This window comes from Nitratireductor sp. ZSWI3 (assembly GCF_024655565.1).
Classification (GTDB): domain Bacteria; phylum Pseudomonadota; class Alphaproteobacteria; order Rhizobiales; family Rhizobiaceae; genus Nitratireductor.
The window spans coordinates 1-21,761 of sequence record NZ_JANKOF010000083.1 but is presented as its reverse complement, the minus strand read 5'-3'; the positions used below and the strand labels follow the sequence as shown (position 1 = coordinate 21,761).

Genomic DNA, 21,761 nt, shown 5'->3' with positions numbered 1-21,761 from the left:
GGCAGGCTCCGCCGCTGTATCGCCCCTCAAGCGCGCCGCCACGCGCGCGTCCGAGTCCGTCAAATCCAGCTTCACCGATGGCGCCCGCGCGGGCTTCGGCGCGACCGGCGGCACCTCTACCGCAGGCACCATCGGCGGTGCGAGCGCTGCACCCGAAGCCGCAGCACCAGCTTCCTCCGCCGGTCCTCCGGCCTGGGCGCAGCGCATGCAGCGCGGTCAGGCCCTCAACCACGGCACGACCATGGCCGCCCATGCGGTGCGCTCCGGCGACAGCCACGGCTCCGGCTCTTCCGTCAATATTTCCGAAAGCGACCGCTCATGAGCATCTTCAAACGACCATCGACCCATTACGGCAAATCGCCGGAACCCGAGACGCCTTATCAGAAGGCTGCGCAGGTCTGGGACGAGCGCATCGGCTCGGCCCGCGTGCAGGCGAAGAGCTGGCGTTACATGGCCTTCGGTTCGCTTGTCCTGTCGGCCAGCTTTGCCGCAGCCCTTGTCTGGCAATCGGCGCGCGGAACCGTCGTGCCGTGGGTGGTGCAGGTCGATCGCTTGGGCCAGGCGCAAACCGTCGCGCCCGCCGTTGCCGATTATCGCCCGACCGATCCGCAGATCGCATTCCATCTCGGCCGCTTCATCGAGCAGGTCCGCGCGATCCCGGCCGACGCGATCATCGTTCGGCAGAACTGGTTGAGAGCCTATGAGTGGACGACGGACCGGGGCGCGGCGGCGCTCAACGACTATGCCCGCGCCAATGACCCGTTCACACGTGTCGGCCGGCAGCAGATCGCTGTCGAGGTTTCCAGCGTCATCCGGGCCTCGCCCGACAGCTTCCGCGTGGCCTGGACGGAGCGGCATTATGAGAATGGCCAGCTCTCCACGACCGAACGATGGACCGCGATCCTGACCATCGTGATCCAGACGCCGCGCGACGCCGAGCGCCTGCGCGCCAATCCGCTCGGCATCTACGTCAACGCCATCAACTGGTCGCGGGAGATGAGCCAATGACCGCCATGCTTCCCCGCAGTTCCGGCTTGCCGGTTTTCCGTAAATCCGGATTGGCAGCTTTGCTGCTCTCCGCATCCATGCTGGCCGGTTGCGCCACCACAAACCCGCAGTTCAGCTACGACGCAGATGTGCCGGCGCTGCCCGTGGTGCAGGCTGCCGCCACGAACGACCGGCCCCGGCCGTTGCACACGCCGCCCGCATGGACGGTCGCGCGCGGTGGTGCCGCTGCCGGAACGCCGGCAGGCCGTGTCGAGAATGCCAATGCCGCCGCCCGTGTCGAGCCGCGCCGCGAAGGCTACTACAACGCCATCCAGATCTTTCCGTGGAGTGAAGGCGCGCTCTATCAGGTCTATACGGCCGTTGGGCAGATCACCAGCATCGCGCTGGAGCCCGGCGAAAGCCTGACCGGCGCGGGTCCGATCGCGGCCGGCGACACCGCCCGCTGGATCATCGGCGACACAGAAAGCGGCAGCGGCGTGAACCGCCGCGTCCATATCCTCGTCAAGCCGACGCGACCGGACATCTCCACTAACCTTGTCATCACCACCGACCGGCGCACCTACATGATCGAGCTGCGCGCGCGGGAATCGCTCTACATGCCCGCCGTCGCCTGGGCCTATCCCGCGCCGCCTGCCGGGCAGCGGCAGGCGGTTCCGGCCGCGCCGATCATCCCGGCCGAGGCAGCCCGCAACTACCGCTACGGACTGACCGGCGACAATCCGCCGTGGCGGCCGATCTCCTCCTTCGACGACGGCCGCCGCGTCTATGTCGTCTTCCCACGCGGCATCGTGCAGGGCGAGATGCCGCCGATCTTCGTGCTCGGCTCCGACGGTGAGCCGCAGATCGTCAACAGCCGCATCCACCAGAACATCCTGATCGTCGATCGCCTGTTCGGCGCGGCCGAACTGCGCCTTGGCAGCGGAAAGCAGCAGCAGACGGTCAGGATCGTCCGCATAAACCCGACGCGGACGAGCACGACAACCGCGGCGACCACAGGAGGGCCGTCGTCATGAGCGACACCGAAACCAATGCCGCGCCGATGCGGCTGCGCGCCGAACCGCCGCGCGTCACCCGCCTGTCCCGCAAGATGCTCGCCGGCGTCGGGGCTGTCGTGCTGCTCGGCATCGGCGGCGCGCTAATCTACGCGCTCCAAACTCGTGACGCCGGACCAGGCGGCGAAGAACTCTATTCGACCGAGAACCGTCCGACGGCGGACGGGCTCTCCGGTCTTCCGCGCGACTATACCGGGCCGGTCCTGGGGCCGGCGCTGCCGGGCGATCTCGGCCGCGCGATCCTCGACGCGCAGAACCGAGGGCAACCCGTCGCACCGCCTACGATGGCGACGCCCGCCGTCGATCCCGAGGAACAGCGCCGTCTCGCCGAGGAAGAGGCCGCGCGCGTTAGCCGCGTGTTCTTCCAGGCTGCGCCGGGAACCGGGACCACTGCCGGCGCCGCCAGTCCAGGCATCGCCGGCCTTGCTCTCGCCGGGCAGACCGGCGCGACTGGCACGCAGGATCGGCATGCGGCATTCCTCAACGGCCCGGTCGACCGGCGCACCGTCGCGCCCGATCGCGTCGCGCCGCCGGCCTCGCCCTACATCCTTCAGGCCGGGGCCGTGATCCCGGCCGCGCTCATCACCGGCATCCGTTCCGACCTGCCGGGACAGATCACGGCCCAGGTGACGGAGAATGTCTATGACAGCCCGACCGGCAGCCTGCTCCTGATCCCGCAGGGCACACGGATCATCGGCCAGTATGATGACGGTGTGACCTTCGGCCAGCGTCGCGTCCTGCTGGTCTGGAACCGGCTGATCCTGCCGGGCGGTCGCTCCATCGTTCTCGAGCGTCAGCCCGGCGCCGACGCATCCGGCTATGCCGGCCTTGAGGATGGTGTCGATTATCATTGGTGGGATCTGATGAAAGCGGCCGGGCTCTCGACCTTGCTTTCTGTCGGCGCGGAGTTGGCGACCAACGACGAGGACCGCCTGATTCGCGCCATCCGCGATGGCGCACAGGACACCATCAATCAAGCCGGGCAGCAGATCATTCAGCGTCAATTGCAGGTCGCACCCACCCTAACCATCCGGCCCGGCTTCCCGGTCAGGGTCATCGTCACCCGCGACCTGATATTCGAGAATGCAGGAGGTTGATGATGACGAAGCTGAAGCTGGGGCCATTGCCCCACGACAAGCCGGTGAAGGTGACGGTGGAGTTGCCTGCGCAGCTCCATCGCAGCCTTGTCGACTACGGCTCGCTGCTTTCCGAGCCGGGAAATCCCCCAATCGATCCGGTGCGTCTGATCGTGCCTATGCTGGAGCGGTTCATCGCGACGGACCGCGGTTTCGCCAAGGCACGACGAGCCGCAAGCTAAGCCCCGTGCCGGCGGCGGGGGTGCCGCCACCGCGTAGGCGCAAATGCGGCACGCTACAGGCCGCCGACAGCCCTCCATGGTTCGCTTAATTCCAGGGCCTTGAGCGCCCCGGAATCCATCAGAACCAAGGAGGATTCCATGTGCGCAGAGCGCCGCCGCGCCCGCAAAGGGCGACCGCGACAGTCGATCCGCGAACCACTTCCTGACGATCTTTTCGACTACGCCGACGATCCCGCGCCGGACGGCCTGACGCGAGTTGACGACGCTCCTCTTCTCGGCCCGGATGGGAACAGGATGCGCGTTACCGACGATTGGCCCGAAGATGTTCCTGTCACCGAGGCCGAAATTGATGTGTTCGAGCGTTGGTTCGGCGATGTGTTCGACGAACTCCTGAATCCGAAAAAGCCAGAAGACGGCTTGCGACTCCTATCACAAACTGATAGGAAAAGGACTTGAGCGGGCATCGTGATCCGGGCCTCGACACACTTCTGGACCTTGATGGACAGGTGCTCGTTGTCGATCCCGAGGGTGGCCATTGGGTGAAGTTTGTCATCACCCGCGTTCCGACATCACCGGAGAAGCCGCACGGCCTCGATTACTCGCTCACGCTTCACGGGCCTTCGGGCGATCGACTGGTCGGCTTCGACAACGCCCATCCGGCCGGCCGAGGCAGGAGGGGTGAGCCGATGGACCATCGGCATCGCCTCCAGACCGTGAAGCCCTACGCCTACGACGATGCGGCCACGCTGCTGGCCGACTTCTGGCAGGCGGTGGACGCGGTGTTGAAGGAGCGAGGTGCCCTATGACCACATTAAAAGTCGGGATTGCCGACTACGAAGAAATGAAAGCCCGCACCATGCGGATTGCCAAGGGCGAGGAAAAGCCCGCTCCCGGCGATCCGAGGGTGTGGTTCACCTCGACGGAATCCTTCGCCAAGGTGCTGTCGGCTGGCAACCGCGAGCTGCTGCGCATTATCGCCGAGAAGGCCCCGGCGTCGCTGGAGGAACTGGCGGAAATCACCGGCCGGGCCGGCTCCAATCTCTCACGCACCCTGAAAACGATGGAGAGCTATGGCCTCGTGCGGTTTGAACCCGGCCAAGGTCGTAAGCTCGCGCCCAAGGTGGTGCATGACCGGGTGGAACTGGCGTTGCCCCTGATCGACCGCGCAAGGCTGAAGAAGGCTGTGGGAGGCCGCCCATGAACATACACAGCCCGACCATCACCGCTCGCGCCGCGCTTTATCTGCGCGTCTCGACCGCCCGGCAGGCCGAGCACGATATTTCCATTCCTGACCAGAAGCGGCAGGGCGAAGTCTATTGCGAGCAACGCGGCTACCAGCTCGTTGAGACCTTCGTTGAGCCGGGCGCAACCGCCACCAACGACAAGCGCCCCGAGTTTCAGCGTATGATCGAAGCGGGTACTTCCAAGCCCGCGCCCTTCGATATTGTCGTGGTGCATAGCTTCTCGCGTTTCTTTCGCGATCACTTCGAGATGGAGTTCTACGTCAGGAAGCTGGCGAAGAACGGCGTCAAGCTGGTCTCGATCACGCAGGAAATGGGCGATGATCCCATGCACCAGATGATGCGGCAGATCATGGCGCTGTTCGACGAATACCAGTCCAAGGAGAACGCCAAGCACGTCCTGCGCGCTATGAATGAGAACGCCCGGCAAGGCTTCTGGAACGGCGCGCGCCCGCCTATCGGCTATCGCATCGTCGCCGCAGAGCAGCGCGGATCGAAGATCAAGAAGAAGCTAGAAATCGACCCCCTAAACGCTGACACCGTGCGGCTGATCTATCGTCTGTTCCTTGAAGGCGACGGCACGTCCGGCGCGATGGGCGTCAAGGCCATCGCCACCTATCTCAACGAGCGCCGTTTTTTCACCCGCGACGGCGGGCGTTGGGGATTGGCGCAAATCCATGCCATCCTGACCCGCACGACCTATATCGGCGAGCACAGGTTCAACACGCGCTCGCACAAGGACCGCGAGAAGAAGCCGGAGAGCGAGGTCGCCATCATGGCGGTGCCGCCTTTGATCGAGCGCGAAACGTTCGACGCGGTGCAAGCCCGCCTCAAATCCCGCAATCCTATGGTGACGCCCGCGCGCGTCTCCAGCGGCCCCACGCTGCTGACCGGCATTTGCTTCTGCGCCAAATGCGGGGGCGCGATGACGCTCCGCACTGGCAGGGGCAGCGCGGGGGGCACATATCGCTACTACACCTGCTCGACCAAGGCGCGGCAAGGCAAGACGGGCTGCAAGGGCCGCACGATCCCGATGGACAAGCTGGACAACCTTGTGGCCGATCACATCGGGGATCGATTGCTCCAGCCCAAGCGGCTGGAGACTATCCTCGCCAGCGTCATCGACCGCCGGCAGGAGCGCATCGAGCGCCGCCGCGAACACCTTGCCGAGCTTCACAGGCGAATCACGGAAACCGACCAGCGGCTCGGCCGTCTCTATGACGCCATCGAATCCGGTATGGTGGATAAGGACGACGCGATGGCTAAAGAGCGCATGGCGAGCCTAAAGGCTTTGCGGGATCAAGCTACCGCCGACGCGGAACGCACACAGCTCGCGCTCGACAGTTCAGGCAACCAGGGCGTCAGTCCCGACATGCTCAAGGGGTTCGTCCGGAGGGCCCGTGAACGGATACGGCTCGATGATGGCGGTTATCGCCGCGACCACCTGCGCGCCCTAGCACAGCGTGTCGAGGTCGCCGACGATGAGGTTCGCATCATGGGATCGAAATCGGAACTGTTGCGAACGCTGGTCGCCGCTTCTAGCGTAGAAACGGCGGCGTTCGGCGTTCATAGTTCTGTTCTGAAATGGCGCACCCGACAGGATTCGAACCTGTGACCTCTGCCTTCGGAGCAATTTGACCTGGCTATCCTAACTGCACGCCAGGGCACGCCATGATACCACAACCTACTGAAACTGCTGGACAATCCGGATTTCCTCGCCGAAATACCTATCCGAAACTTCGCTCCTATTTTCCTCCGGGTGCTTCCGTAGTGCTTCCGCGGAAGCAGCCCCTCCTCAACAGGAGGAGTGCCTGATGGCAAAGCTCACGAAACGTGTCGTGGACGCCGCGGCCGTCCGCGAAAAGGACTATTTCATCTGGGACGACGAACTGCCCGGCTTTGGCCTTCGCATCTTCGCGTCCGGCAAGCGCAGCTACCTCATACAATATCGCGCCGCAGGTCGAACCCGTCGCTACACGATCGGCCTCCATGGCATCTGGACGGCGGAGACGGCCCGGCAGGAAGCCAAGGTGCAGCTCGGTCGCGTCGCACAAGGCGACAATCCTTCCGAAGAACGCCTGCTCGATCACCAGGCGATCACCGTCAAGGAATTGTGCGCTTTATACCTCAAGGATCTGGAGGCAGGTCTTATCCTCGGAAAGGGTGGGCAACCGAAGAAAGCGGGCACCATTGTCAGCGATGTTGGTCGTATCAAAAGACATATCGTTCCGCTCATAGGCAATCGCCGGGTCAAGGACCTCGTCAAGGCAGATATCGCAAAGGTTCTGAAGGACGTCATGGCTGGAAAGACGGCGGTGACCGTCAAGACCAAGAAGTTGCGTGGCAAATCCATCGTGCGAGGCGGTGCTGGCACGGCGACACGAACAGTGGGACTGCTCGGTGGCATCCTCACCTACGCCATGGAGGCAGGCATCATCACGTCCAACCCTGCTCACGGCATCCGCAAGCCAAAGGACAATGTGCGTGGCCGCCGTCTCACCGAAGCGGAATATCGGACACTCGGCGAGATGCTGCGAAAAGCCGCCGAGAACGAAAAATATGCGATGACCGTCGAGATCATCCGTCAGATCGCCCTGACCGGCTGCCGGCGAAGCGAAATGATCAATCTGAAATGGGCCGAGGTCGATACCGATGGGAGTTGCCTGCGCCTGGCGGACAGCAAGGAGGGTGCGTCCATCCGTCCGATCGGCCTTCCTGTGGTCGAGTATCTCGAGGCGCGGCGCGAGGAGCCGACAGGCACCTATGTCTTCCCCGGCCAGGGTGAGGACAACGCGTTCGGCAGTTTCCCGAACCACTGGCGTAAAATCTTCAGGGGTTCCCCGCTTGCCGATGTGACAGCGCACGTTCTGCGCCACAGCTTCGCCAGCATCGCCAATGATCTTGGTTTCACCGAAGTGACAATCGCTGCACTGGTCGGCCACGCAAAAGGATCGGTAACCAGCAACTACATCCACACGCTCGATACCGCGCTCATCATGGCGGCCGACACGATCTCCGGCTACATTCAGGGACTGCTCGAGGGGGTCGCATTCAAGCAGACCGCCTATGCGCTCGATCGCGATTCCCGAAAGGCCGCGCTGTCGCGCTTCCTGCTTCAGGCTATCGGCGACGAAGAAACCGACGAAACGGAGCGGGTCGCGGCATAACTCGCGAATGTGCGTCCCGGTTTTGTGGGTGTCTTCGGAAGGATAGCCGTCCTTGAACTTCAATAGCCTGCGTGCTTGGCTACCGTGATCGCACTCAACGGCAAGATTGACAAGCGAGCTTGCCGGGTACGCCGCAGGAGTGCGCTACGGAGACGGCCTCTTGGCCAACGCGAACCTTAGGCCCCAATCCCGCCGAGCCAAGCCGTCCAGAGTTCGGCCTCCGTGCATCTGACGCGCTCGCCATCGGTTCGGCCCGCCGCGAGAGTTTGCAAGACCCGCTGCTCCATAGCATATGCGTCCGTCTCGCTGTCCCAGGCCTGCTGGAATTTCGCATTCCACCGCTCTGGCACCGCCTCCGGCGGGATATGGCAATTCACCTGCTTGAGCCTCTCTTTCACGTCAACGGCGTGCCCGATCTTCCAGATGTCCGTCCGCCCGAACCGAAATGCATAAGTGAACGCGGTCCTGTTAACGTCCCGCCCTGTCGAACCCTCCCAGGACTTTGGTTCCGGCCCTGTGGTCGGACGGCCTGAGTTCAACGCCTTGTCGAGGAGCCTTGCTTTGACCAAGGCCTCAGACGCCGGGATTTCGACCTCTTCGGCATTGAGGCTCATTATGGCATCTGCATCCCCGCCTTGGAGAAGCACCGCCTGCGAAGTGGCATGGTAAGGAAGCTGCTCAGCCAGCACATCGAGAAGCATTGGCTGCGGCATGAAGCGCCAGGCGCGGACCATGAGGATGGCCTTGGGCCACCGGAAGTGCCCCGCCTCATCGTAGTCATTAGGCCCGCGAAAATCGTCACCGATGACATCGAGCGTATCCACGGCGATACGCCCGATCTCCGCCATTCCCAAGAGGCGCCCGCGCAGAGGCTCCGGCGTCGGCTCGCGCAGAGTTCCGACAAACACTATGCGGTCGCCGGGCAACGAATCCTGGAGAAGGCTATCGCGATTGCCTTCGAGGCCAAACGTAATGACCGGCCAGCGCTCCGGGCCAAATCCCCACACGCGCGTGATGAAAACCTTCATGTTATCGCTTCATGTTTGCCAATGGAGGTCCATCGGGCGGTGGGGGAACGCCCTCGATTTCTTCCTTGGTCACCGACCGATATCGCCGCAGAAGGCTGCTCGCTCCGAGAAGAATGCCCTGATTATTGACCATTTCCTGTTCCATCAATCGAAGCATGTGCCCCACATTGCCTGAAGCCTCGATTAGTGTTTCTAGGCTTGGGATGTCGCCTGTCGATAGCTCCCACATGTGCTGGCTCAACTGCCTTTCAGCAGCGAACAGATGCTGGTGAATTCGCGAGAGTTTCGGAAAATATAAGCGCACCAGCATTACCATTTTCTTTGCTGTTAGGTGACCGTAGGCCGCCAGTTCGTCCAGGCTATCGAGTTCCTGCTTGGCCCCGAGGTCTCCGTGTGTGCTTGCCACAAGGAGCTTGAAGAGCCGTGTGTTCCGTTCTGCAACCTCGTTCATAAGAAGATAGAGCTCTTCTAGTTTTGGTTGCAGAAACTGTATCCTCTGCTGGCGGCGAGAGAATGATTGGTTCAGAGCGAGAACGATAAAGGCAACAGCGGCGGCAATTAATGCCGAAATCAATGAGGCAGTTGCCGAAACATTTTCCAACATCGGCGGGAGTAGGTTTCCCATCATTCTGCCCCTTAGCGTATGCGTCAGAGTTGCTGAGCAACAGCATCCACGACATGTGAGACGCTGCTCTGCGTGTTAATTTCGCATTCCCACACGACCAGCACGCGCCAACCCAATTCCCTCAACTCCGCATCCTTTTCGGCATCGCGCCGCACGTTCCGTTGCAGCTTTGGCCGCCAGTATTCCAAGTTCGATCCCGGCATCCGCGCACCGCCGCAATCCTCGTGCTGATGCCAGAAACACCCTCGCACCTGTATCACCAGCCTTTGTCGCGGGAACACTATGTCTGGCCGGCCAGGGAGGTCCGTCCGGCAGACGCGGAAGCGGAGACCAGCGCGGTGCAGCGCCGAGCGGAGCCGAACCTCCGGCTTGGTATCCCGTCCCTTTATGCGGGACATGTTTCGGGATCTCTGCTCGGGGCTGATTCTGTCCGCCATCACTACGCCGCCGGGAGCCGGTTCGACCTGAGGAGTTCGCACATCTCCTCCTTGCTGAGCTGCGACACGGCATCTCCGGCACCCTCGTCCCCCAGGAGGGTACGGGCGAGCGCCGACTTCCGCTCCAGCGCAACCACGATGGCCTCCTCGATGGTGTCGGCTGCGATCAGGCGCAGATAGGTCACGGGCTCGGTCTGGCCGATCCGGTGGTTGCGGTCCTGGCTCTGGGCATAATGGTCGTAGCGCCAGGAGAGGGACTCGTAGATCGTGAAGCTCGCTGCTGTGAGTGTGAAGCCAGTGCCGGCGGCGGCCGGGTTCGCTATCAGCACACGGACGTCCGGGTCCTGCTGAAACCTCGCGGCGATTTCCTGGCGCTCGGATGTCGGCGTGCCGCCATAGATCGCGACGGCGCCCGGCATCCGGGCGAGCAGCGTCTCGATTGTTCGGATGTAGTTTGACCAGAGGATTACCTTGCGGCCAGGCACGGAGAGAATGTCCGCGATCACGCCGTCGAGTGCCTCGAACTTTGCGGGCGTCCCCTCCGCCTCCGGGAAGATCAGTGATGGGTTGCAGGCCAGTTGCACGAGCCTGGTGAGCTTGGCGAGCGCCGTCGAAGCGTAGGCGCGATACTGTTCCCCGCTCATGGCCTCGATCTCACAGACCATCTCGTCCCGCATCTTGTCATAGAGGCGCCGCTGCCAAGGCGGGAGCTCGACGCGGACATCCACGAAGGATTTCTCGGGGAGGTCGAGGCACTGATCCTTCGTGCGGCGAAGGACCAGCCTGTCGATGACATCCCTCGCAAAGGAAGCTTCGGGGTCGTCCTCTAGCCGGGCCGTGAATGACTCCAGAGAGCCCAGCGAACCCCGTCCGGGCTCGATGATCTCAACTTGAGTAAAGAGGTCGGTCGCGGTGTTGGTGACCGGAGTTCCTGAGAGGAGCCAGCGGAACTTGCAATGCGGTGCCACGGTCCTCGCGGCCGTCGAGGTCTGTGACCGCCAGTTCTTCGCGGCATGGGACTCATCCAGAACCAGAACAGTCCGCTGACGCTGCGCGAAAGCCAGTAGCGCGGTCGTCTCTGCACGTGCGGTTTCATAGCTGGTGACTAGCACTCGGGCGGTGGATTCGCTGAAAGCCGCGCGCCGCCTCTTTGGTGTCCCCTCCGCCACATCCACGGATACCGACGGAGCGAACTTTGCAAACTCTGCGACCCAGTTCCGCTTAAGCGAATTTGGGCAGATCACTAGCATTCGATCAGCTCGACCTTGTTCCAACAGGCGGCGAAATGCAGCAATCGCAACGAACGTCTTCCCCAAACCTTGCTCGAACGCAAGCAGTCCGAAGCCTTGTCCGGTCAAGAACTCAACACCCTCGTGCTGATGGTCTAGGAGATCAAAACTCATCTTATTGCCCGCCAACGGTGCTGTGTGCCTCGACCAAGCCCATAAAGTACCCATACGCGTCCCGGAATTCGTTCAGGTCGTCTTGAGACAGGTCCTTCACGTCGGCCCGGCTAGCTTTGTTCAGCGTTCTGGCGGCCTTCTTGATCGCCAAGCGATAAGGGTGGACACCATCGTGGACTTGGTCCTCGATGATATCGATCGCTTGTTGAAGCTGGGAGACGTCGTCGTCGTCAAATTCAGAGTCTCCACGCTCTACGGCTCGCCTAATGAGCTGCGGGAGTCCTGCAATTTTCGCTTTGGGACTGCTAGTTTTGCTTTCGACTTGGCGGGCAAGCTTATTGGCGATATGAGCTTCGCCAGAATTCAGCTGTTGCCACGCGTCGGGATCGTCATGAAATTCCTTCAGGAAACGGGCGTCCCGGTATTCTTTGAAGGCGTTATTCCTTACCATTTCAAAGACTTCATCGCGCAAGCTGTCATGAGTCACATTATCAAAGTCGCGAAGCTGCGGCCCAATAACTCGTGCCTTGCTAATTTCCTCCAGTACTGAAAATTTTTCGGCTGCTAGCTTTCTGGGATTGTCTTCGCTGTCGCAGTGCTCCACAAATTTGAGCGCGAAACTATACGCATCCTTGAGACGGTTCACCCAAGTAAGGGATTTCCCCATGCTCTCCGCAAGTTGGGTTTGATTCATTATCGGAGGCTTGCCAGGACGGCCGACCACTGTTTCGTAGACAAAGCGCGCCTGAACGTATCGCTCCCAATCCCGAACACCAGACCCACGCACATGAATACCGGCCAGCAGAACCGCGATCTCCCGGTCTCCGAAATTCTGCGGCACAATTTTCGCACTGATATAACGGAATGTACCGGCGAGCTTGCCTGACCCAAACTTACGGTCAAGTTCCCGATGCACGGCTACGCGGGTATTGCCTTCGAGCGTCAGAAATTTTCCGGTTGGTGTCTGCTTGACATAGATCGACTGCATCTGGCCGATCTCTTGAATGGACTTACGCAGCCCATCATATCCTCGAGATCCGCGAAGCGCTTCTTCCAATTGAATCTCGGTGGAAAAGCCGTCCATTTTTGCGGTTTGCAGCCGCGGGTTCTCATCCCAAAGCGCTACTTGCTCGTGAACATCAAGTTTGACTTCGCGCATTTCCCAATCGGCGCTGCCGATCCGCTCATATAGAACCCGCTCTGATCCTGAGGGCAGCTTTTCAAGCTGGTCTGGCTGTTCCATTATCAACTCCTTGCGTAGTTTGCCTGAGCAAGCCCTAGCAAATGATTTCAGCCTGCGCAAGCTGAAAGCGGCCCTTAGTTGCGGCCAAAAAAGTTGTTCCTGTTTTGTTCTGATTGTGCTATAGTTTACGAAACGTTAGTTGTTCCTAGCGCATGCTCGGGGAAGTCATTGAGATAGCTGGAGTTTTGGATGATAGGGGTAGGGCAGGAGCTGGTTGAATACAGACCAACTGCCCCTTTGGGCGCGGGACCGCTGTGCATCGACCTGTTTGCGGGTGCTGGTGGCTTGGCTGTTGGTTTCAGGCAGGCTGGCTGGTCTGTATTGGCTGCCAATGACCTCGACAGGGCTGCCGGCGAGACTTTCAGGCTCAATTTCCCGGAAACCCGATTTCTTGAAGGGCCAATTTCCAAGATTGATGCGCAGCGGCTTATGACTGACTGCGGCGTAGTGCGCGGGCAAGTGGACGCCATCATCGGCGGGCCGCCCTGCCAATCATTCAGCTACAACAATCACCAGCGGAACGCAGAAGACGAGCGGGCGCGGCTATTCAGTTGCTATCTGGAACTCGTGTCAGAGATCATGCCCAAGTGCCTCGTTATGGAGAATGTGCCGGGCATCCTGACCATCGGCGGCGGCAAGGTAATCGAGGAAATCCGGCAGACGCTCGCAGATATGAATTATGATTGCGAGGTGGAGATACTCTCTGCCGAGGAATACGGAACGCCCCAAGTGCGCCGGCGCGTATTCATAGTCGCATCGAGGGTCGGCCCCGCGGCCGAACTGCTGCCAACTCCTTCGCACTCGCCAGCAAAAGGCGCGGGCACAGCGGGCCCACGGCTGCCGCGGCCGATAACTGTCCAAAAGGCAATTGGAGACTTGCCCGCCATTGAGAACGGTGGCGGGAAGCTGGTCGCAACGTATGGGGGGACGCGGGCGACAACGAAATTCCAGAAGGCAGCACGGGAAGGCAGCCGGCAGCTACTCAACCATGTATGCCACAGACTGACAGATGTGAACCTGGATCGGATGAAGCATGTTCCCGAAGGTGGCAACTGGCGGAACATACCCTTCGACTTGCTGACGGCAGGGATGAAAAGAGCCAAGCCGTCGGATCACACCAAACGTTATGGAAGATTGTCCCGAACTGGCCTGGCGTCAACGCTGCTGACCAAGTGCGATCCGCACTGGGGCGCGTATGTGCATCCAACGCAGGATCGGACGATTTCGGTGCGGGAAGCCGCGCGTCTACAGGGTTTTCCGGATAGATTTCAATTTTCCGGCACCCAGCTTGGGGCGCACTACGAGCAGGTCGGCAATGCAGTACCCGTGCCGGTGGCACGGGCTATCGGTACCGCTGTAGCTGCCCACTTGGCGCAGCACCAAAAGCCAGCATATCTGGAGGCAGCCGAGTAGGGGCGGAAGCCTGTCGGCAACGTACTTCAAGGCGGTCGTACATGACGTCTTGGAGGCTATCGATCCCTGCGATCCGGCAACGACGATTGTGGTTGGCAAGAGGCGAGAGGGAACGTTCCTCAATAGTCTATTTGAAGCCCCTTCCTGACAGGCGTATTCACTGTCGTGCCGATCGTCCTATGGTACTTCAAAACGCTACCTGCGAGCCAGTTGAACCGGCGTTGCTTTCGATGGCGTGGCTATTAGCCGGCTAGGTCTCGCGTCCTTCATCGTCCTAGATCAAACTAGCTTTTGCTGGAGCCGTCACAGGTAGCGTTTTCCATACGCTAAGCCGCCTTCTTCTCGCGATCGTCCTGCAACCGATCAAAGGCGTTGCGGATTGCCAGCGACAGATTGACCTGTACCACGGCCACCGCATTCTTGCGCCCGTCGATATATTCGCGCTCGAGCTGCCGCATCCTCTCTGCAGACTTCGGATCGATCTGAAAGTCGAGACTATCAACCTCCTCATGAATGGGAACGATGCGCGCGGAAGGCCCTCGTCCGATGATCCGGTAATCAGGGCTCGCCGGAAGGCCCTCCCGCGAAACCGGGGAGAATATCTTGATCTTCTCCAGCCCTTGCGAATGGGTGAGGACGAACGCGTGATCCGCGATGTCGATGATGCAGTCGCCCCGGATCGCGATTCCGCGCCGATAGATCGTCGACCGGTTGCGCAGCAGGTAGTGCAGCCAGTAGTCCTGCTCGAAATCGAGTGGCAGGTCATCGGGCATCTCACCCCAGGGCAGACCCTTGTGCGGGTTCAACTCGCCGCGGATATATGCGTTGAGATTCGACGGCAGCCTGCCATGGCTGGCGCCAAAATCGTCGGCGAATGCCGCCGCCAGGCGGGCCGACACCAACAGCTCAAATCCGGCAAGATGAAGCGCACCAATCAACGCGGCATGCGCGAGGCCGGCGCTGTCATAAGTGCGGTGACCGGCCTTTCCGGAACCATCGCTCGTCGGCCGAGGCGCCAGCCCCTGATCCACAAGCAATGCGAAATTCCGGGGAGTCAGATCGGCCGCTACGGCAACTTCACGAGAGGTGAAAACTTCCGCAGCGGACTGTCCGGGGCGTGCCATGATTTGTAACTCCCATTAAGTGGTAGTTATTAACTCTCACAAACTGCGAGTTTAGTCAAGCGCAGGATTCCGCTGCTCTGATCGTTGCGACAGTCGACCGGCGTCGGGAATCTGATCGACCGATGTGTATTGCAATTTGCGCTACGTTCCTCTATCTTTCCCCTGCAGGAGAAAACCATGGTCACCAACGCTGAACGCAAGGAACACCCGATCTCGATGCGCCTTCCCGAGGCCGACGTCGCCATGATCGATCGCGCCGCCGGCCTGCGCGGCCGCTCGCGCACGGACTTCGTCCGCGAGGCTGCGGTGCGCGCCGCCGAGGATGTGCTGATGGAAAACGGGCTCATTCGCATGAGCCCGGAGGGCTTCGCCGATTTCATGAAGGTCCTGTCCGGACCCGCGACCCCGGTGCCCGAAATCGTTGAACTGGTAAAGCGTCCGGCCCCGTGGGAGCCCGGCTACGGCGCCAAAAGCTGAGCCTTGGTCCTCTCGGCTCCCGAACCGCTCACCGCGGCTCACGACGTTTCCGGGTTCACCTGCGGAAAACCGACTCTCGACCATTGGCTCAAGACCCGGGCGCTCTCCAACCAGGAGAAGGGCTTTACCGCCGTCCTGGTCGTGCATGAGGCGGGGCGCGTGGTCGGCTACTATGGCCTCGCGCCGACCGCCGTCGTTCCCGGCGTCCTGCCGCGGTCCATCCGCACCGGTCAGCCCCCTGATCCGGTTCCGTGCCTGCTGCTCGGGCAACTCGCAACGGACATCGGCTGGGCAGGGCGCGGGATCGGTACAGGCCTGCTCAAGCACGCTCTCGAGCGGTGTGTGACCGCGGCAGGGCTCGTCGGCGGTCGCGCGCTGATGGTCAACGCCGTCGACGACGAGGCCGCGGAATTCTGGCGCCGGCGTGGATTCCTTCCATCGAAGGACGACCCCCTGGTCCTGTTCCGCTCGATGGCGGCGATCGTTGCGTCGATCGCCGCGGCAAGACGCTGAGGACCGCGCATGGCCGCTTCGCGATCAACGTCAATGATGAGTTTCAGCGATGCCGAAAGATAAGCGGCCCAAGCCGGCCATTCCGTCCATCCAGCGGCAGCCGCCGGAGATCGGCAGCCGGGTAAAGGTCTGGTTCGACAAGGCGTCGAAGGATCTTCTCATCGAAAGCGAAACGGGCGCCATCACGCGCGATTTCTACGGCATATGCCTCGAAGACGTCGCGTTCGATACCGAGATCACAGCTCGCGGCGCAGTGCGATGCTTTGCGACAGGACGCCTTCTCGCCGTCCCCGGAACGCGGGAGGGCATCGAGATGGAACGTGAAATACGACAGGCCGCGCGAGGGCATCTCGACTTCTATTGGTGGCGGGACAAGAAGTGGCCGGTCGCCAAGGCGCGCCAGGCCTATATCGCGCCACCCCATGGCGGCTTCCCAGCCAGCCTTGCCGTCGATCCAGCCGGAGCCGCAAAGCCGTGACCCGCATATTCGATATCGACGGCGACAATCTCGATCCGGGCTTTGTCAACATCAGGGCGCGGCAATCCCGGGACGAACAGGAGATGCACGACCGCATCGAGGCGATGTGGGAGACCTACGAGCCGTACGCCGATCCCGACTTTCGCCACGGCTTCGCGCGCGATGTCGACGGCCGCTTCTGGGAAATGTATCTCGGCTGCACATTGCTGGAAGCCGGGCGGGAGCTTCTGCCTGCGGCCGAGCGTCTCCGCGAAGGCGGCCAGCCCGACCTTTGCGTCGTAGAGGATGGCCGCCGCATCTGGATCGAAGCGATTGCGCCAGATGACGGCGAGCCTGGACCGGACCAGATCGCGCGTCCCGTGCCCATCAATGAGGGCGGGGGATTCGCGCCAGCCCCCGTTCGCCAGGCTCAGCTTCGCACCACAGGCGCTTTCTGGACGAAATCCCGCAGGATCGCGCACTATCTGAGCGAGGGCGTCATTGGTGCGGACGATGTCCGCATCATTGCCATCAGCGCGAGCCGTTTCGGGCCGTATGTCGGCGAAGATCCACCCCTGATCATAAGCTCGCTCTTTCCAATCGGCGACGCCTACATCACCGTTGACCGCGAGACCGGCGAAATCGTGGACCAGGGGTTTCATGCTGCGCCCGTCATTGAGCGCGACGGCAATCCGATTCCGCGAACCGCTTTTCTCGACGAGCGCTTTGCCGGCATCTCGGGCGTCTTGTGGTCGCGCATCGGGCTCGGCAATATGTCCCGTCGCGTTCGCCCTCTCACCTATGTGCACAACCCGCTTGCACAGCGTCCGCTTCCTGAACGCTGGGGCGTGTGGGACCGGGAGTTCGTCGCAACGCGGGATGGCGAGGGCTGGTTGGCCACAGACATTCTTGCCCATGAGCCTCTCCCACGCGCGCCGGTGGCCGAATGACAGGCTCCATTATCGACGTCTGGGATCTGTCGACTTTTGATGCGGCGCTCCTCGCCAGGCTGGACGAACAGCGTGCGCTTCTCATCGACTATTATGGGACAAGCCGCGCCAACTTCCTCGCCCGCGAGGCATCTGACCGACGCGGGCCACCGCCATCGAATCCGTGTGCTGGCGACTATCTGGCGTTTGTCGAAGACCTCGCGACCGACATGGCCGAGCACACCATTCGCGCATGGCATTATACGCGCCTGACGGATCATGAAATCGGGATCATCCGGACCGAAGGCATCTGTCCGGCCACCTTGGAGACGGTGCAGCAGCGGATCGCCGGTCTGGTCGCCAGCGGCGATCTGGCCGCCGAGGAGGCTCAATTCTTCTTCGATTCGAGCCCGTTCCACGACGACGAATTCGGCGGCCGGAACGGGAAGTTCTGGATGGTGTCGCATCCGCTGCCGTGCGACGACGGCGGCGTCACCTCCCTTCTCGCACATTGGGGCGGCGAGTCCGTCTACTTCAATCATCATGAGGGCGACGCCATCGACAAGCTGTCGTCCATCGGTCGCGCGTGTGTGCTGGAGATCGCTGTCCCTCTCCATGCCACGCGTCATGTCTATGACGCGGCCAGGTCCGTCACGCAGCACTATGGCCGCTCCCTCGGGTGCCATACCGATTGGGGAATGTTCGACCTCTATGCCACGTTTCCCCTCGGTCCGGACGCAGTGCTCCGCGTCCACGGTGATGGCGAGACCGATTTTGGATTGCTCGGCCGCAGCTATCCGCAGACTTTCAAACCCCGCGAAGAAATGGATTGAGACCCGCTCCATCCCCGCATGAACCCCGCGCATGCCCCGGACGCACCGGCAACGCAGTCTGCTCACGCAACGCTCCTTCGAACTTCTCGACGAGATCGGTAGGAGGGGAAGGCCTTCCCCTGCGGCCGAGCCTGTAGTCTCGGCCGACCCCTTCTGCGGGGAGACCCCGCAACGCCCCCTTTAGCTAGAGGGAGAGTTTGGAGGGGTTTCCGTGACGGGTTGCAAGCTGGAGGAGAGGCCTCTGGCGCCCGTCGCGGAGAACCGCGATGACGAGACATGACCGCAGCGCTCGCGCCGGCTCAGCCCGGACGAGCCTCTATGATGAGATCACCGACAAGATCATGGCCGAACTGGAAGGCGGCCGCGTGCCCTGGGTCCAGCCCTGGGGCAGCGTTGCGGTCAAGGCGCCGCTCGCCATGCCGAAGAATGCCGCCACCGGCCGCCAATATTCCGGGATCAATGTGCTGATCCTGTGGGGCGCCGTGATCGAGCACGGCTTTCCAGGCCAGAGCTGGCTGACCTTCCGCCAGGCCCTCGCGCTCGGCGGCAATGTGCGCAAGGGCGAGCGCGGCACGACCGTCGTCTATGCCGATCGCTTCACCCCCGAGGACGAGAGGCAACGCGCCCGTGAGTCGGGCAAGGAAGCACAGGCCATTCCGTTTCTCAAGCGCTTCACGGTCTTCAATGCCGCGCAATGCGAGAACCTCCCGGACGAAATCGCAGCGGCCGCGCCGCCGCCCGAACCCGGCCTGATCGAGCCGAGGGTCGAGGCGCTGATCGGGGCCACCGGTATCGACTTCCGCATCGGCGGCCATCGCGCCTTCTACGTTCCCGCGCATGACTATGTGATGGTCCCGCCGCCGCAGGCGTTCTTCGAGCCGATCAACTGGCACCGCACCGCCCTGCACGAATGTTCCCATGCCAGCGGCGCCCCCAGGCGTCTGAACCGCGATCTCTCCGGTTCCTTCGGTTCGAAGAAATACGCCTTCGAGGAACTGGTGGCCGAGATTTCGGCGGCGTTCTGCTGCGCTGCGCTCGGCATCGTGCCGACCGTCCGGCACGCCGATTACATCGGTTCCTGGCTCGAGGTCATGCGCGAGGACAATCGCGCCGTCGTCCGCGCCGCGTCGCAGGCCAGCAAGGCGGCCGACTGGCTGCTGGCCCATCTGCCTGACGACGACGCTGCGAGCGGCGATGCAGCCATCGCGAACGACGGGAGGGTTGCGGCATGATCCTCCTGACCGACGAACTGCGCGCAAGGCTTCTCGCCAATGGCCGTCAACGCGATGTCGACCACATCCCGGTGGTCAAGTTCTTCAATCCCTTGGGCGAGGGTGTCTGGCTCGCGGCCGAACTGGACGCGGATGGCGACACCATGTTCGGCCTGGCCGATATCGGCTGCCCCGAACTCGGAAGCTGGAGCCTCCGCGAGATGAAAGCGATCCGGCTGCCCCTCGGCCTGGGAATCGAGCGGGACGTTCTCTTCACCGGGGATTACCCGATCTCGGTCTGGGCCGAGGCGGCGCGCCTGGCCGGCAGCATCCGGACGGCCGAGCGCATCCTCTATGCCCGCTCTTCCGGAGGCGGGGCGCCCGACCGGAAAATCGCCGATGCGGAAAACCGCAGAACGTGAATGCCGATCATCCGGTTCTGCTGCGCCGCTCTCTTAGAGGAAGAGGGCGGCGCTTCGCTTCGTGACGGGTTTTCAGACCGAGAGAGAGGCTTTCGGCGCCCGTCGCGGAGTTGAGAACATGGCTACTGCCGCTCAGAAAATCACCCTGTCGTCCTCGCGCGATATCCCCTTCAACAAGCTGGTGCTGTCCCAGTCCAATGTCCGGCGTGTCAAGGCCGGCGTCTCGATTGAAGAACTGGCCGTGTCCGTCGTCCGGCGCGGCCTCATCCAGAGTCTGCACGTCCGGCCGGTGATCGATGCCGACGGCCAGGAGACCGGCATGTTCGAGGTGCCGGCCGGCGGGCGCCGCTATCGGGCGCTCGAACTGCTGGTGAAGCAGAAGCGCCTCAACAAGACCGCGCCCGTGCCCTGCGTCGTCTCGGAGGCCGGTGGCGACATCCTCATCGACGAGGTGTCGCTGGCCGAAAATATCGAGCGCGCGCCGCTCCATCCGCTCGACCAGTTCCGCGCCTTTCAGGCGTTGCGCGAGAAGGGCATGACGGAAGAGGCCATCGCGGCTGCCTTCTTCGTCGACGTCAAGGTCGTCAAGCAACGCCTGCGTCTCGCATCGGTCTCGCCGACGCTGCTCGAAACCTATGCCGAGGACGGCATGACGCTCGAACAGCTCATGGCCTTCACCGTCTCGGAGGACCATGATCGTCAGGAACAGGTCTGGGCGGCGATCAAGGATAGCTGGCAGAAAGAGCCCTACACCATCCGCCGGATGCTGACGGAAACCGCCGTGCGGGCCTCCGACAAGCGGGCCGTTTTCGTGGGCGTCGGGGCCTATGAAGCGGCGGGCGGCATCGTGCTGCGCGATCTCTTCCAGTCCGACGATGGCGGCTGGTTGCAGGATCCGGTGCTGCTCGATCAGCTGGTGGCCGAGAAGCTGAAGGCCGAAGCGGAGACCATTGCCGCCGAGGGCTGGAAATGGATCGAGGTCGCTGTGAGCTTTCCCTATGGCCACCAGCATGGGCTGCGGCAGCTTGTTGGCACCACGCTCGATCTGACCGAGGAGGAGCGCGCGACCCGCGAGGCGTTGCGCGAGGAATACGATCGGATCGAAGCCGAATATGGTGAGGCCGATGAGCTTCCCGACGAGATCGACGAGCGGCTGGGGGAAATCGAACAGGCGCTCGACGCCTTCGAGCGGCGTCCGGCGATCTATGATCCGGCCAATATCGCCATGGCCGGCGCGTTCGTCAGCATCGATGCCGATGGATCCCTGTCGGTGGATCGCGGCTATGTCCGCCCCGAGGATGAACGCCCGGCCGAGCACGATGGCGATGACGCATCGGAGCCCGGTGGCGACGCTGACCAATCGGATGGACCCGCCGGCCAGCGCGCCGTCATCACGATCGGCGGCCAGCCCGCCGAGCCGGAGGAAGACGAGGATGACGGCGTTAAGCCACTGCCCGAACGTCTCGTCATCGAGCTGACCGCGCATCGCACCCTGGCGCTGCGCAACGCCGTCGCCGAACACCCGGACGTCGCCATGACCCTGTTGCTGCACAAGCTGGTCAGTGACACCTTCCGGCGCACCGCGCCGACCAGCTGCCTCGAGGCCAGCGTGCGCCATGTCTTCTTTTCCGCGCAGCCGGAGGAGTTGAAGGACAGCGCACCTGCCCGCGAAATTGCCGAGCGGCATGAACGCTGGGGCGATCACGTTCCGGCCGACGATCAGGCGCTCTGGGACTGGCTGACCGATCTCGACGACGCCTCGCGCCTCGATCTGCTCGCCCATTGCGTCAGCTTCGGGGTCAACGCGCTGTTCGAGCGGCCGAACCCCTATGGCGGAACCGGCGTCAGCCAGCACGGGCT

General features: G+C 62.4%; 24 protein-coding genes and 1 pseudogene. 19 read left to right on the top strand and 6 right to left on the bottom strand.

Annotated elements, in window-relative coordinates:
* The 10 genes and pseudogenes from NUU27_RS19880 to NUU27_RS19835 all read left to right on the top strand — a co-directional run.
* Positions 1-322 (top strand): annotated as a pseudogene (locus tag NUU27_RS19880) (P-type conjugative transfer protein TrbL); the annotation flags it as partial.
* Positions 319-1,008 (top strand): conjugal transfer protein TrbF, encoded by a 690-nt coding sequence (gene trbF, locus NUU27_RS19875; protein WP_257763936.1) that lies wholly within the window; start codon positions 319-321, stop codon positions 1,006-1,008. The pseudogene NUU27_RS19880 and the gene trbF, both read left to right, overlap by 4 nt.
* Positions 1,005-2,021 carry a P-type conjugative transfer protein TrbG gene (gene trbG / locus NUU27_RS19870; protein ID WP_257763934.1) on the top strand — a complete coding sequence of 339 codons (1,017 nt, stop codon included), beginning with the start codon at positions 1,005-1,007 and terminating at the stop codon, positions 2,019-2,021. Before trbF ends, trbG begins: the two co-directional genes overlap by 4 nt.
* A complete protein-coding gene (locus NUU27_RS19865) occupies positions 2,018-3,157 on the top strand; it encodes a TrbI/VirB10 family protein (RefSeq protein ID WP_257763933.1) in 1,140 nt (379 codons plus the stop codon). The genes trbG and NUU27_RS19865 overlap by 4 nt, the downstream gene beginning before the upstream one ends.
* Before the next feature lie 2 nt (positions 3,158-3,159).
* The gene (locus NUU27_RS19860) at positions 3,160-3,378 is read left to right on the top strand and encodes a DUF2274 domain-containing protein (RefSeq protein WP_257763932.1); all 219 of its coding nucleotides are present in this window, start codon (positions 3,160-3,162) and stop codon (positions 3,376-3,378) included.
* A 138-nt stretch (positions 3,379-3,516) separates the two neighbouring features.
* Entirely contained in the window at positions 3,517-3,834 is a 318-nt protein-coding gene (locus NUU27_RS19855) for a hypothetical protein (protein WP_257763931.1), read from the top strand.
* Entirely contained in the window at positions 3,831-4,184 is a 354-nt protein-coding gene (locus NUU27_RS19850) for a DUF6516 family protein (protein ID WP_257763929.1), read from the top strand. The genes NUU27_RS19855 and NUU27_RS19850 overlap by 4 nt, the downstream gene beginning before the upstream one ends.
* Positions 4,181-4,579 carry a helix-turn-helix domain-containing protein gene (locus NUU27_RS19845; protein WP_257763928.1) on the top strand — a complete coding sequence of 133 codons (399 nt, stop codon included), beginning with the start codon at positions 4,181-4,183 and terminating at the stop codon, positions 4,577-4,579. The genes NUU27_RS19850 and NUU27_RS19845 overlap by 4 nt, the downstream gene beginning before the upstream one ends.
* Positions 4,576-6,234: a recombinase family protein gene (locus tag NUU27_RS19840; RefSeq protein WP_257763927.1), complete on the top strand. Its 1,659-nt coding sequence runs from the start codon at positions 4,576-4,578 to the stop codon at positions 6,232-6,234. Before NUU27_RS19845 ends, NUU27_RS19840 begins: the two co-directional genes overlap by 4 nt.
* Positions 6,235-6,433: 199 nt before the next feature.
* Positions 6,434-7,786 (top strand): site-specific integrase, encoded by a 1,353-nt coding sequence (locus NUU27_RS19835; RefSeq protein WP_257763925.1) that lies wholly within the window; start codon positions 6,434-6,436, stop codon positions 7,784-7,786.
* Between the two features lie 176 nt (positions 7,787-7,962).
* On the opposite strand, the gene NUU27_RS19830 is transcribed toward NUU27_RS19835, so the two are convergent.
* The 5 genes from NUU27_RS19830 to NUU27_RS19810 are packed head-to-tail and all read right to left on the bottom strand — an operon-like array spanning position 7,963 to position 12,522.
* Positions 7,963-8,814 carry a hypothetical protein gene (locus tag NUU27_RS19830; RefSeq protein ID WP_257763924.1) on the bottom strand — a complete coding sequence of 284 codons (852 nt, stop codon included), beginning with the start codon at positions 8,812-8,814 and terminating at the stop codon, positions 7,963-7,965.
* Position 8,815: 1 nt separating this feature from the next.
* On the bottom strand, positions 8,816-9,439 hold the full coding sequence (locus tag NUU27_RS19825; RefSeq protein ID WP_257763923.1) for a hypothetical protein: 624 nt from the start codon (positions 9,437-9,439) through the stop codon (positions 8,816-8,818).
* A gap of 23 nt (positions 9,440-9,462) precedes the next feature.
* Positions 9,463-9,876 (bottom strand): very short patch repair endonuclease, encoded by a 414-nt coding sequence (locus NUU27_RS19820; protein WP_257763922.1) that lies wholly within the window; start codon positions 9,874-9,876, stop codon positions 9,463-9,465.
* 2 nt (positions 9,877-9,878) lie between these two features.
* Positions 9,879-11,279, bottom strand: a complete 1,401-nt coding sequence (locus tag NUU27_RS19815) for a DEAD/DEAH box helicase (protein WP_257763921.1) — start codon at positions 11,277-11,279, stop codon at positions 9,879-9,881.
* Position 11,280: 1 nt separating this feature from the next.
* A complete protein-coding gene (locus NUU27_RS19810) occupies positions 11,281-12,522 on the bottom strand; it encodes a hypothetical protein (protein WP_257763919.1) in 1,242 nt (413 codons plus the stop codon).
* Positions 12,523-12,711: 189 nt separating this feature from the next.
* Between NUU27_RS19810 and NUU27_RS19805 the strand changes: the two genes are divergently transcribed.
* A complete protein-coding gene (locus NUU27_RS19805; protein ID WP_257763917.1) occupies positions 12,712-13,935 on the top strand; it encodes a DNA cytosine methyltransferase in 1,224 nt (407 codons plus the stop codon).
* A gap of 326 nt (positions 13,936-14,261) precedes the next feature.
* On the opposite strand, the gene NUU27_RS19800 is transcribed toward NUU27_RS19805, so the two are convergent.
* On the bottom strand, positions 14,262-15,059 hold the full coding sequence (locus tag NUU27_RS19800; RefSeq protein WP_257763916.1) for a hypothetical protein: 798 nt from the start codon (positions 15,057-15,059) through the stop codon (positions 14,262-14,264).
* A gap of 177 nt (positions 15,060-15,236) precedes the next feature.
* On the opposite strand from NUU27_RS19800, the gene NUU27_RS19795 reads away from it, so the two are divergent.
* From NUU27_RS19795 to NUU27_RS19760, 8 genes are all read left to right on the top strand, one after another.
* The gene (locus NUU27_RS19795; RefSeq protein WP_149755930.1) at positions 15,237-15,536 is read left to right on the top strand and encodes a DUF1778 domain-containing protein; all 300 of its coding nucleotides are present in this window, start codon (positions 15,237-15,239) and stop codon (positions 15,534-15,536) included.
* A 3-nt stretch (positions 15,537-15,539) separates the two neighbouring features.
* Positions 15,540-16,049: a GNAT family N-acetyltransferase gene (locus NUU27_RS19790; protein WP_257763915.1), complete on the top strand. Its 510-nt coding sequence runs from the start codon at positions 15,540-15,542 to the stop codon at positions 16,047-16,049.
* A 49-nt stretch (positions 16,050-16,098) separates the two neighbouring features.
* The gene (locus NUU27_RS19785; RefSeq protein WP_257763914.1) at positions 16,099-16,527 is read left to right on the top strand and encodes a hypothetical protein; all 429 of its coding nucleotides are present in this window, start codon (positions 16,099-16,101) and stop codon (positions 16,525-16,527) included.
* A complete protein-coding gene (locus NUU27_RS19780; protein ID WP_257763912.1) occupies positions 16,524-17,456 on the top strand; it encodes a hypothetical protein in 933 nt (310 codons plus the stop codon). Before NUU27_RS19785 ends, NUU27_RS19780 begins: the two co-directional genes overlap by 4 nt.
* The gene (locus NUU27_RS19775; RefSeq protein WP_257763907.1) at positions 17,453-18,268 is read left to right on the top strand and encodes a hypothetical protein; all 816 of its coding nucleotides are present in this window, start codon (positions 17,453-17,455) and stop codon (positions 18,266-18,268) included. The genes NUU27_RS19780 and NUU27_RS19775 overlap by 4 nt, the downstream gene beginning before the upstream one ends.
* A 266-nt stretch (positions 18,269-18,534) precedes the next feature.
* Positions 18,535-19,500 (top strand): ArdC family protein, encoded by a 966-nt coding sequence (locus NUU27_RS19770; RefSeq protein ID WP_257763906.1) that lies wholly within the window; start codon positions 18,535-18,537, stop codon positions 19,498-19,500.
* The gene (locus NUU27_RS19765; protein ID WP_257763905.1) at positions 19,497-19,901 is read left to right on the top strand and encodes a DUF2958 domain-containing protein; all 405 of its coding nucleotides are present in this window, start codon (positions 19,497-19,499) and stop codon (positions 19,899-19,901) included. Before NUU27_RS19770 ends, NUU27_RS19765 begins: the two co-directional genes overlap by 4 nt.
* Positions 19,902-20,019: 118 nt before the next feature.
* The coding region (locus NUU27_RS19760) for a ParB/RepB/Spo0J family partition protein (RefSeq protein ID WP_257763904.1) at positions 20,020-21,761 on the top strand (1,742 nt) is incomplete at its 3' end.

What these genes read in the sequence shown, in the direction of transcription:
- trbF (WP_257763936.1), top strand. Translation starts at nt 319, where the DNA reads ATGAGCATCTTCAAACGACCATCGACCCATTACGGCAAATCGCCGGAA.
- trbG (WP_257763934.1), top strand. Translation starts at nt 1,005, where the DNA reads ATGACCGCCATGCTTCCCCGCAGTTCCGGCTTGCCGGTTTTCCGTAAA.
- NUU27_RS19865 (WP_257763933.1), top strand. Translation starts at nt 2,018, where the DNA reads ATGAGCGACACCGAAACCAATGCCGCGCCGATGCGGCTGCGCGCCGAA.
- NUU27_RS19860 (WP_257763932.1), top strand. Translation starts at nt 3,160, where the DNA reads ATGACGAAGCTGAAGCTGGGGCCATTGCCCCACGACAAGCCGGTGAAG.
- NUU27_RS19855 (WP_257763931.1), top strand. Translation starts at nt 3,517, where the DNA reads ATGTGCGCAGAGCGCCGCCGCGCCCGCAAAGGGCGACCGCGACAGTCG.
- NUU27_RS19845 (WP_257763928.1), top strand. Translation starts at nt 4,181, where the DNA reads ATGACCACATTAAAAGTCGGGATTGCCGACTACGAAGAAATGAAAGCC.
- NUU27_RS19840 (WP_257763927.1), top strand. Translation starts at nt 4,576, where the DNA reads ATGAACATACACAGCCCGACCATCACCGCTCGCGCCGCGCTTTATCTG.
- NUU27_RS19835 (WP_257763925.1), top strand. Translation starts at nt 6,434, where the DNA reads ATGGCAAAGCTCACGAAACGTGTCGTGGACGCCGCGGCCGTCCGCGAA.
- NUU27_RS19830 (WP_257763924.1), bottom strand. Translation starts at nt 8,814, where the DNA reads ATGAAGGTTTTCATCACGCGCGTGTGGGGATTTGGCCCGGAGCGCTGG.
- NUU27_RS19825 (WP_257763923.1), bottom strand. Translation starts at nt 9,439, where the DNA reads ATGGGAAACCTACTCCCGCCGATGTTGGAAAATGTTTCGGCAACTGCC.
- NUU27_RS19820 (WP_257763922.1), bottom strand. Translation starts at nt 9,876, where the DNA reads ATGGCGGACAGAATCAGCCCCGAGCAGAGATCCCGAAACATGTCCCGC.
- NUU27_RS19815 (WP_257763921.1), bottom strand. Translation starts at nt 11,279, where the DNA reads ATGAGTTTTGATCTCCTAGACCATCAGCACGAGGGTGTTGAGTTCTTG.
- NUU27_RS19810 (WP_257763919.1), bottom strand. Translation starts at nt 12,522, where the DNA reads ATGGAACAGCCAGACCAGCTTGAAAAGCTGCCCTCAGGATCAGAGCGG.
- NUU27_RS19805 (WP_257763917.1), top strand. Translation starts at nt 12,712, where the DNA reads ATGATAGGGGTAGGGCAGGAGCTGGTTGAATACAGACCAACTGCCCCT.
- NUU27_RS19800 (WP_257763916.1), bottom strand. Translation starts at nt 15,059, where the DNA reads ATGGCACGCCCCGGACAGTCCGCTGCGGAAGTTTTCACCTCTCGTGAA.
- NUU27_RS19795 (WP_149755930.1), top strand. Translation starts at nt 15,237, where the DNA reads ATGGTCACCAACGCTGAACGCAAGGAACACCCGATCTCGATGCGCCTT.
- NUU27_RS19785 (WP_257763914.1), top strand. Translation starts at nt 16,099, where the DNA reads ATGCCGAAAGATAAGCGGCCCAAGCCGGCCATTCCGTCCATCCAGCGG.
- NUU27_RS19775 (WP_257763907.1), top strand. Translation starts at nt 17,453, where the DNA reads ATGACAGGCTCCATTATCGACGTCTGGGATCTGTCGACTTTTGATGCG.
- NUU27_RS19770 (WP_257763906.1), top strand. Translation starts at nt 18,535, where the DNA reads ATGACGAGACATGACCGCAGCGCTCGCGCCGGCTCAGCCCGGACGAGC.
- NUU27_RS19765 (WP_257763905.1), top strand. Translation starts at nt 19,497, where the DNA reads ATGATCCTCCTGACCGACGAACTGCGCGCAAGGCTTCTCGCCAATGGC.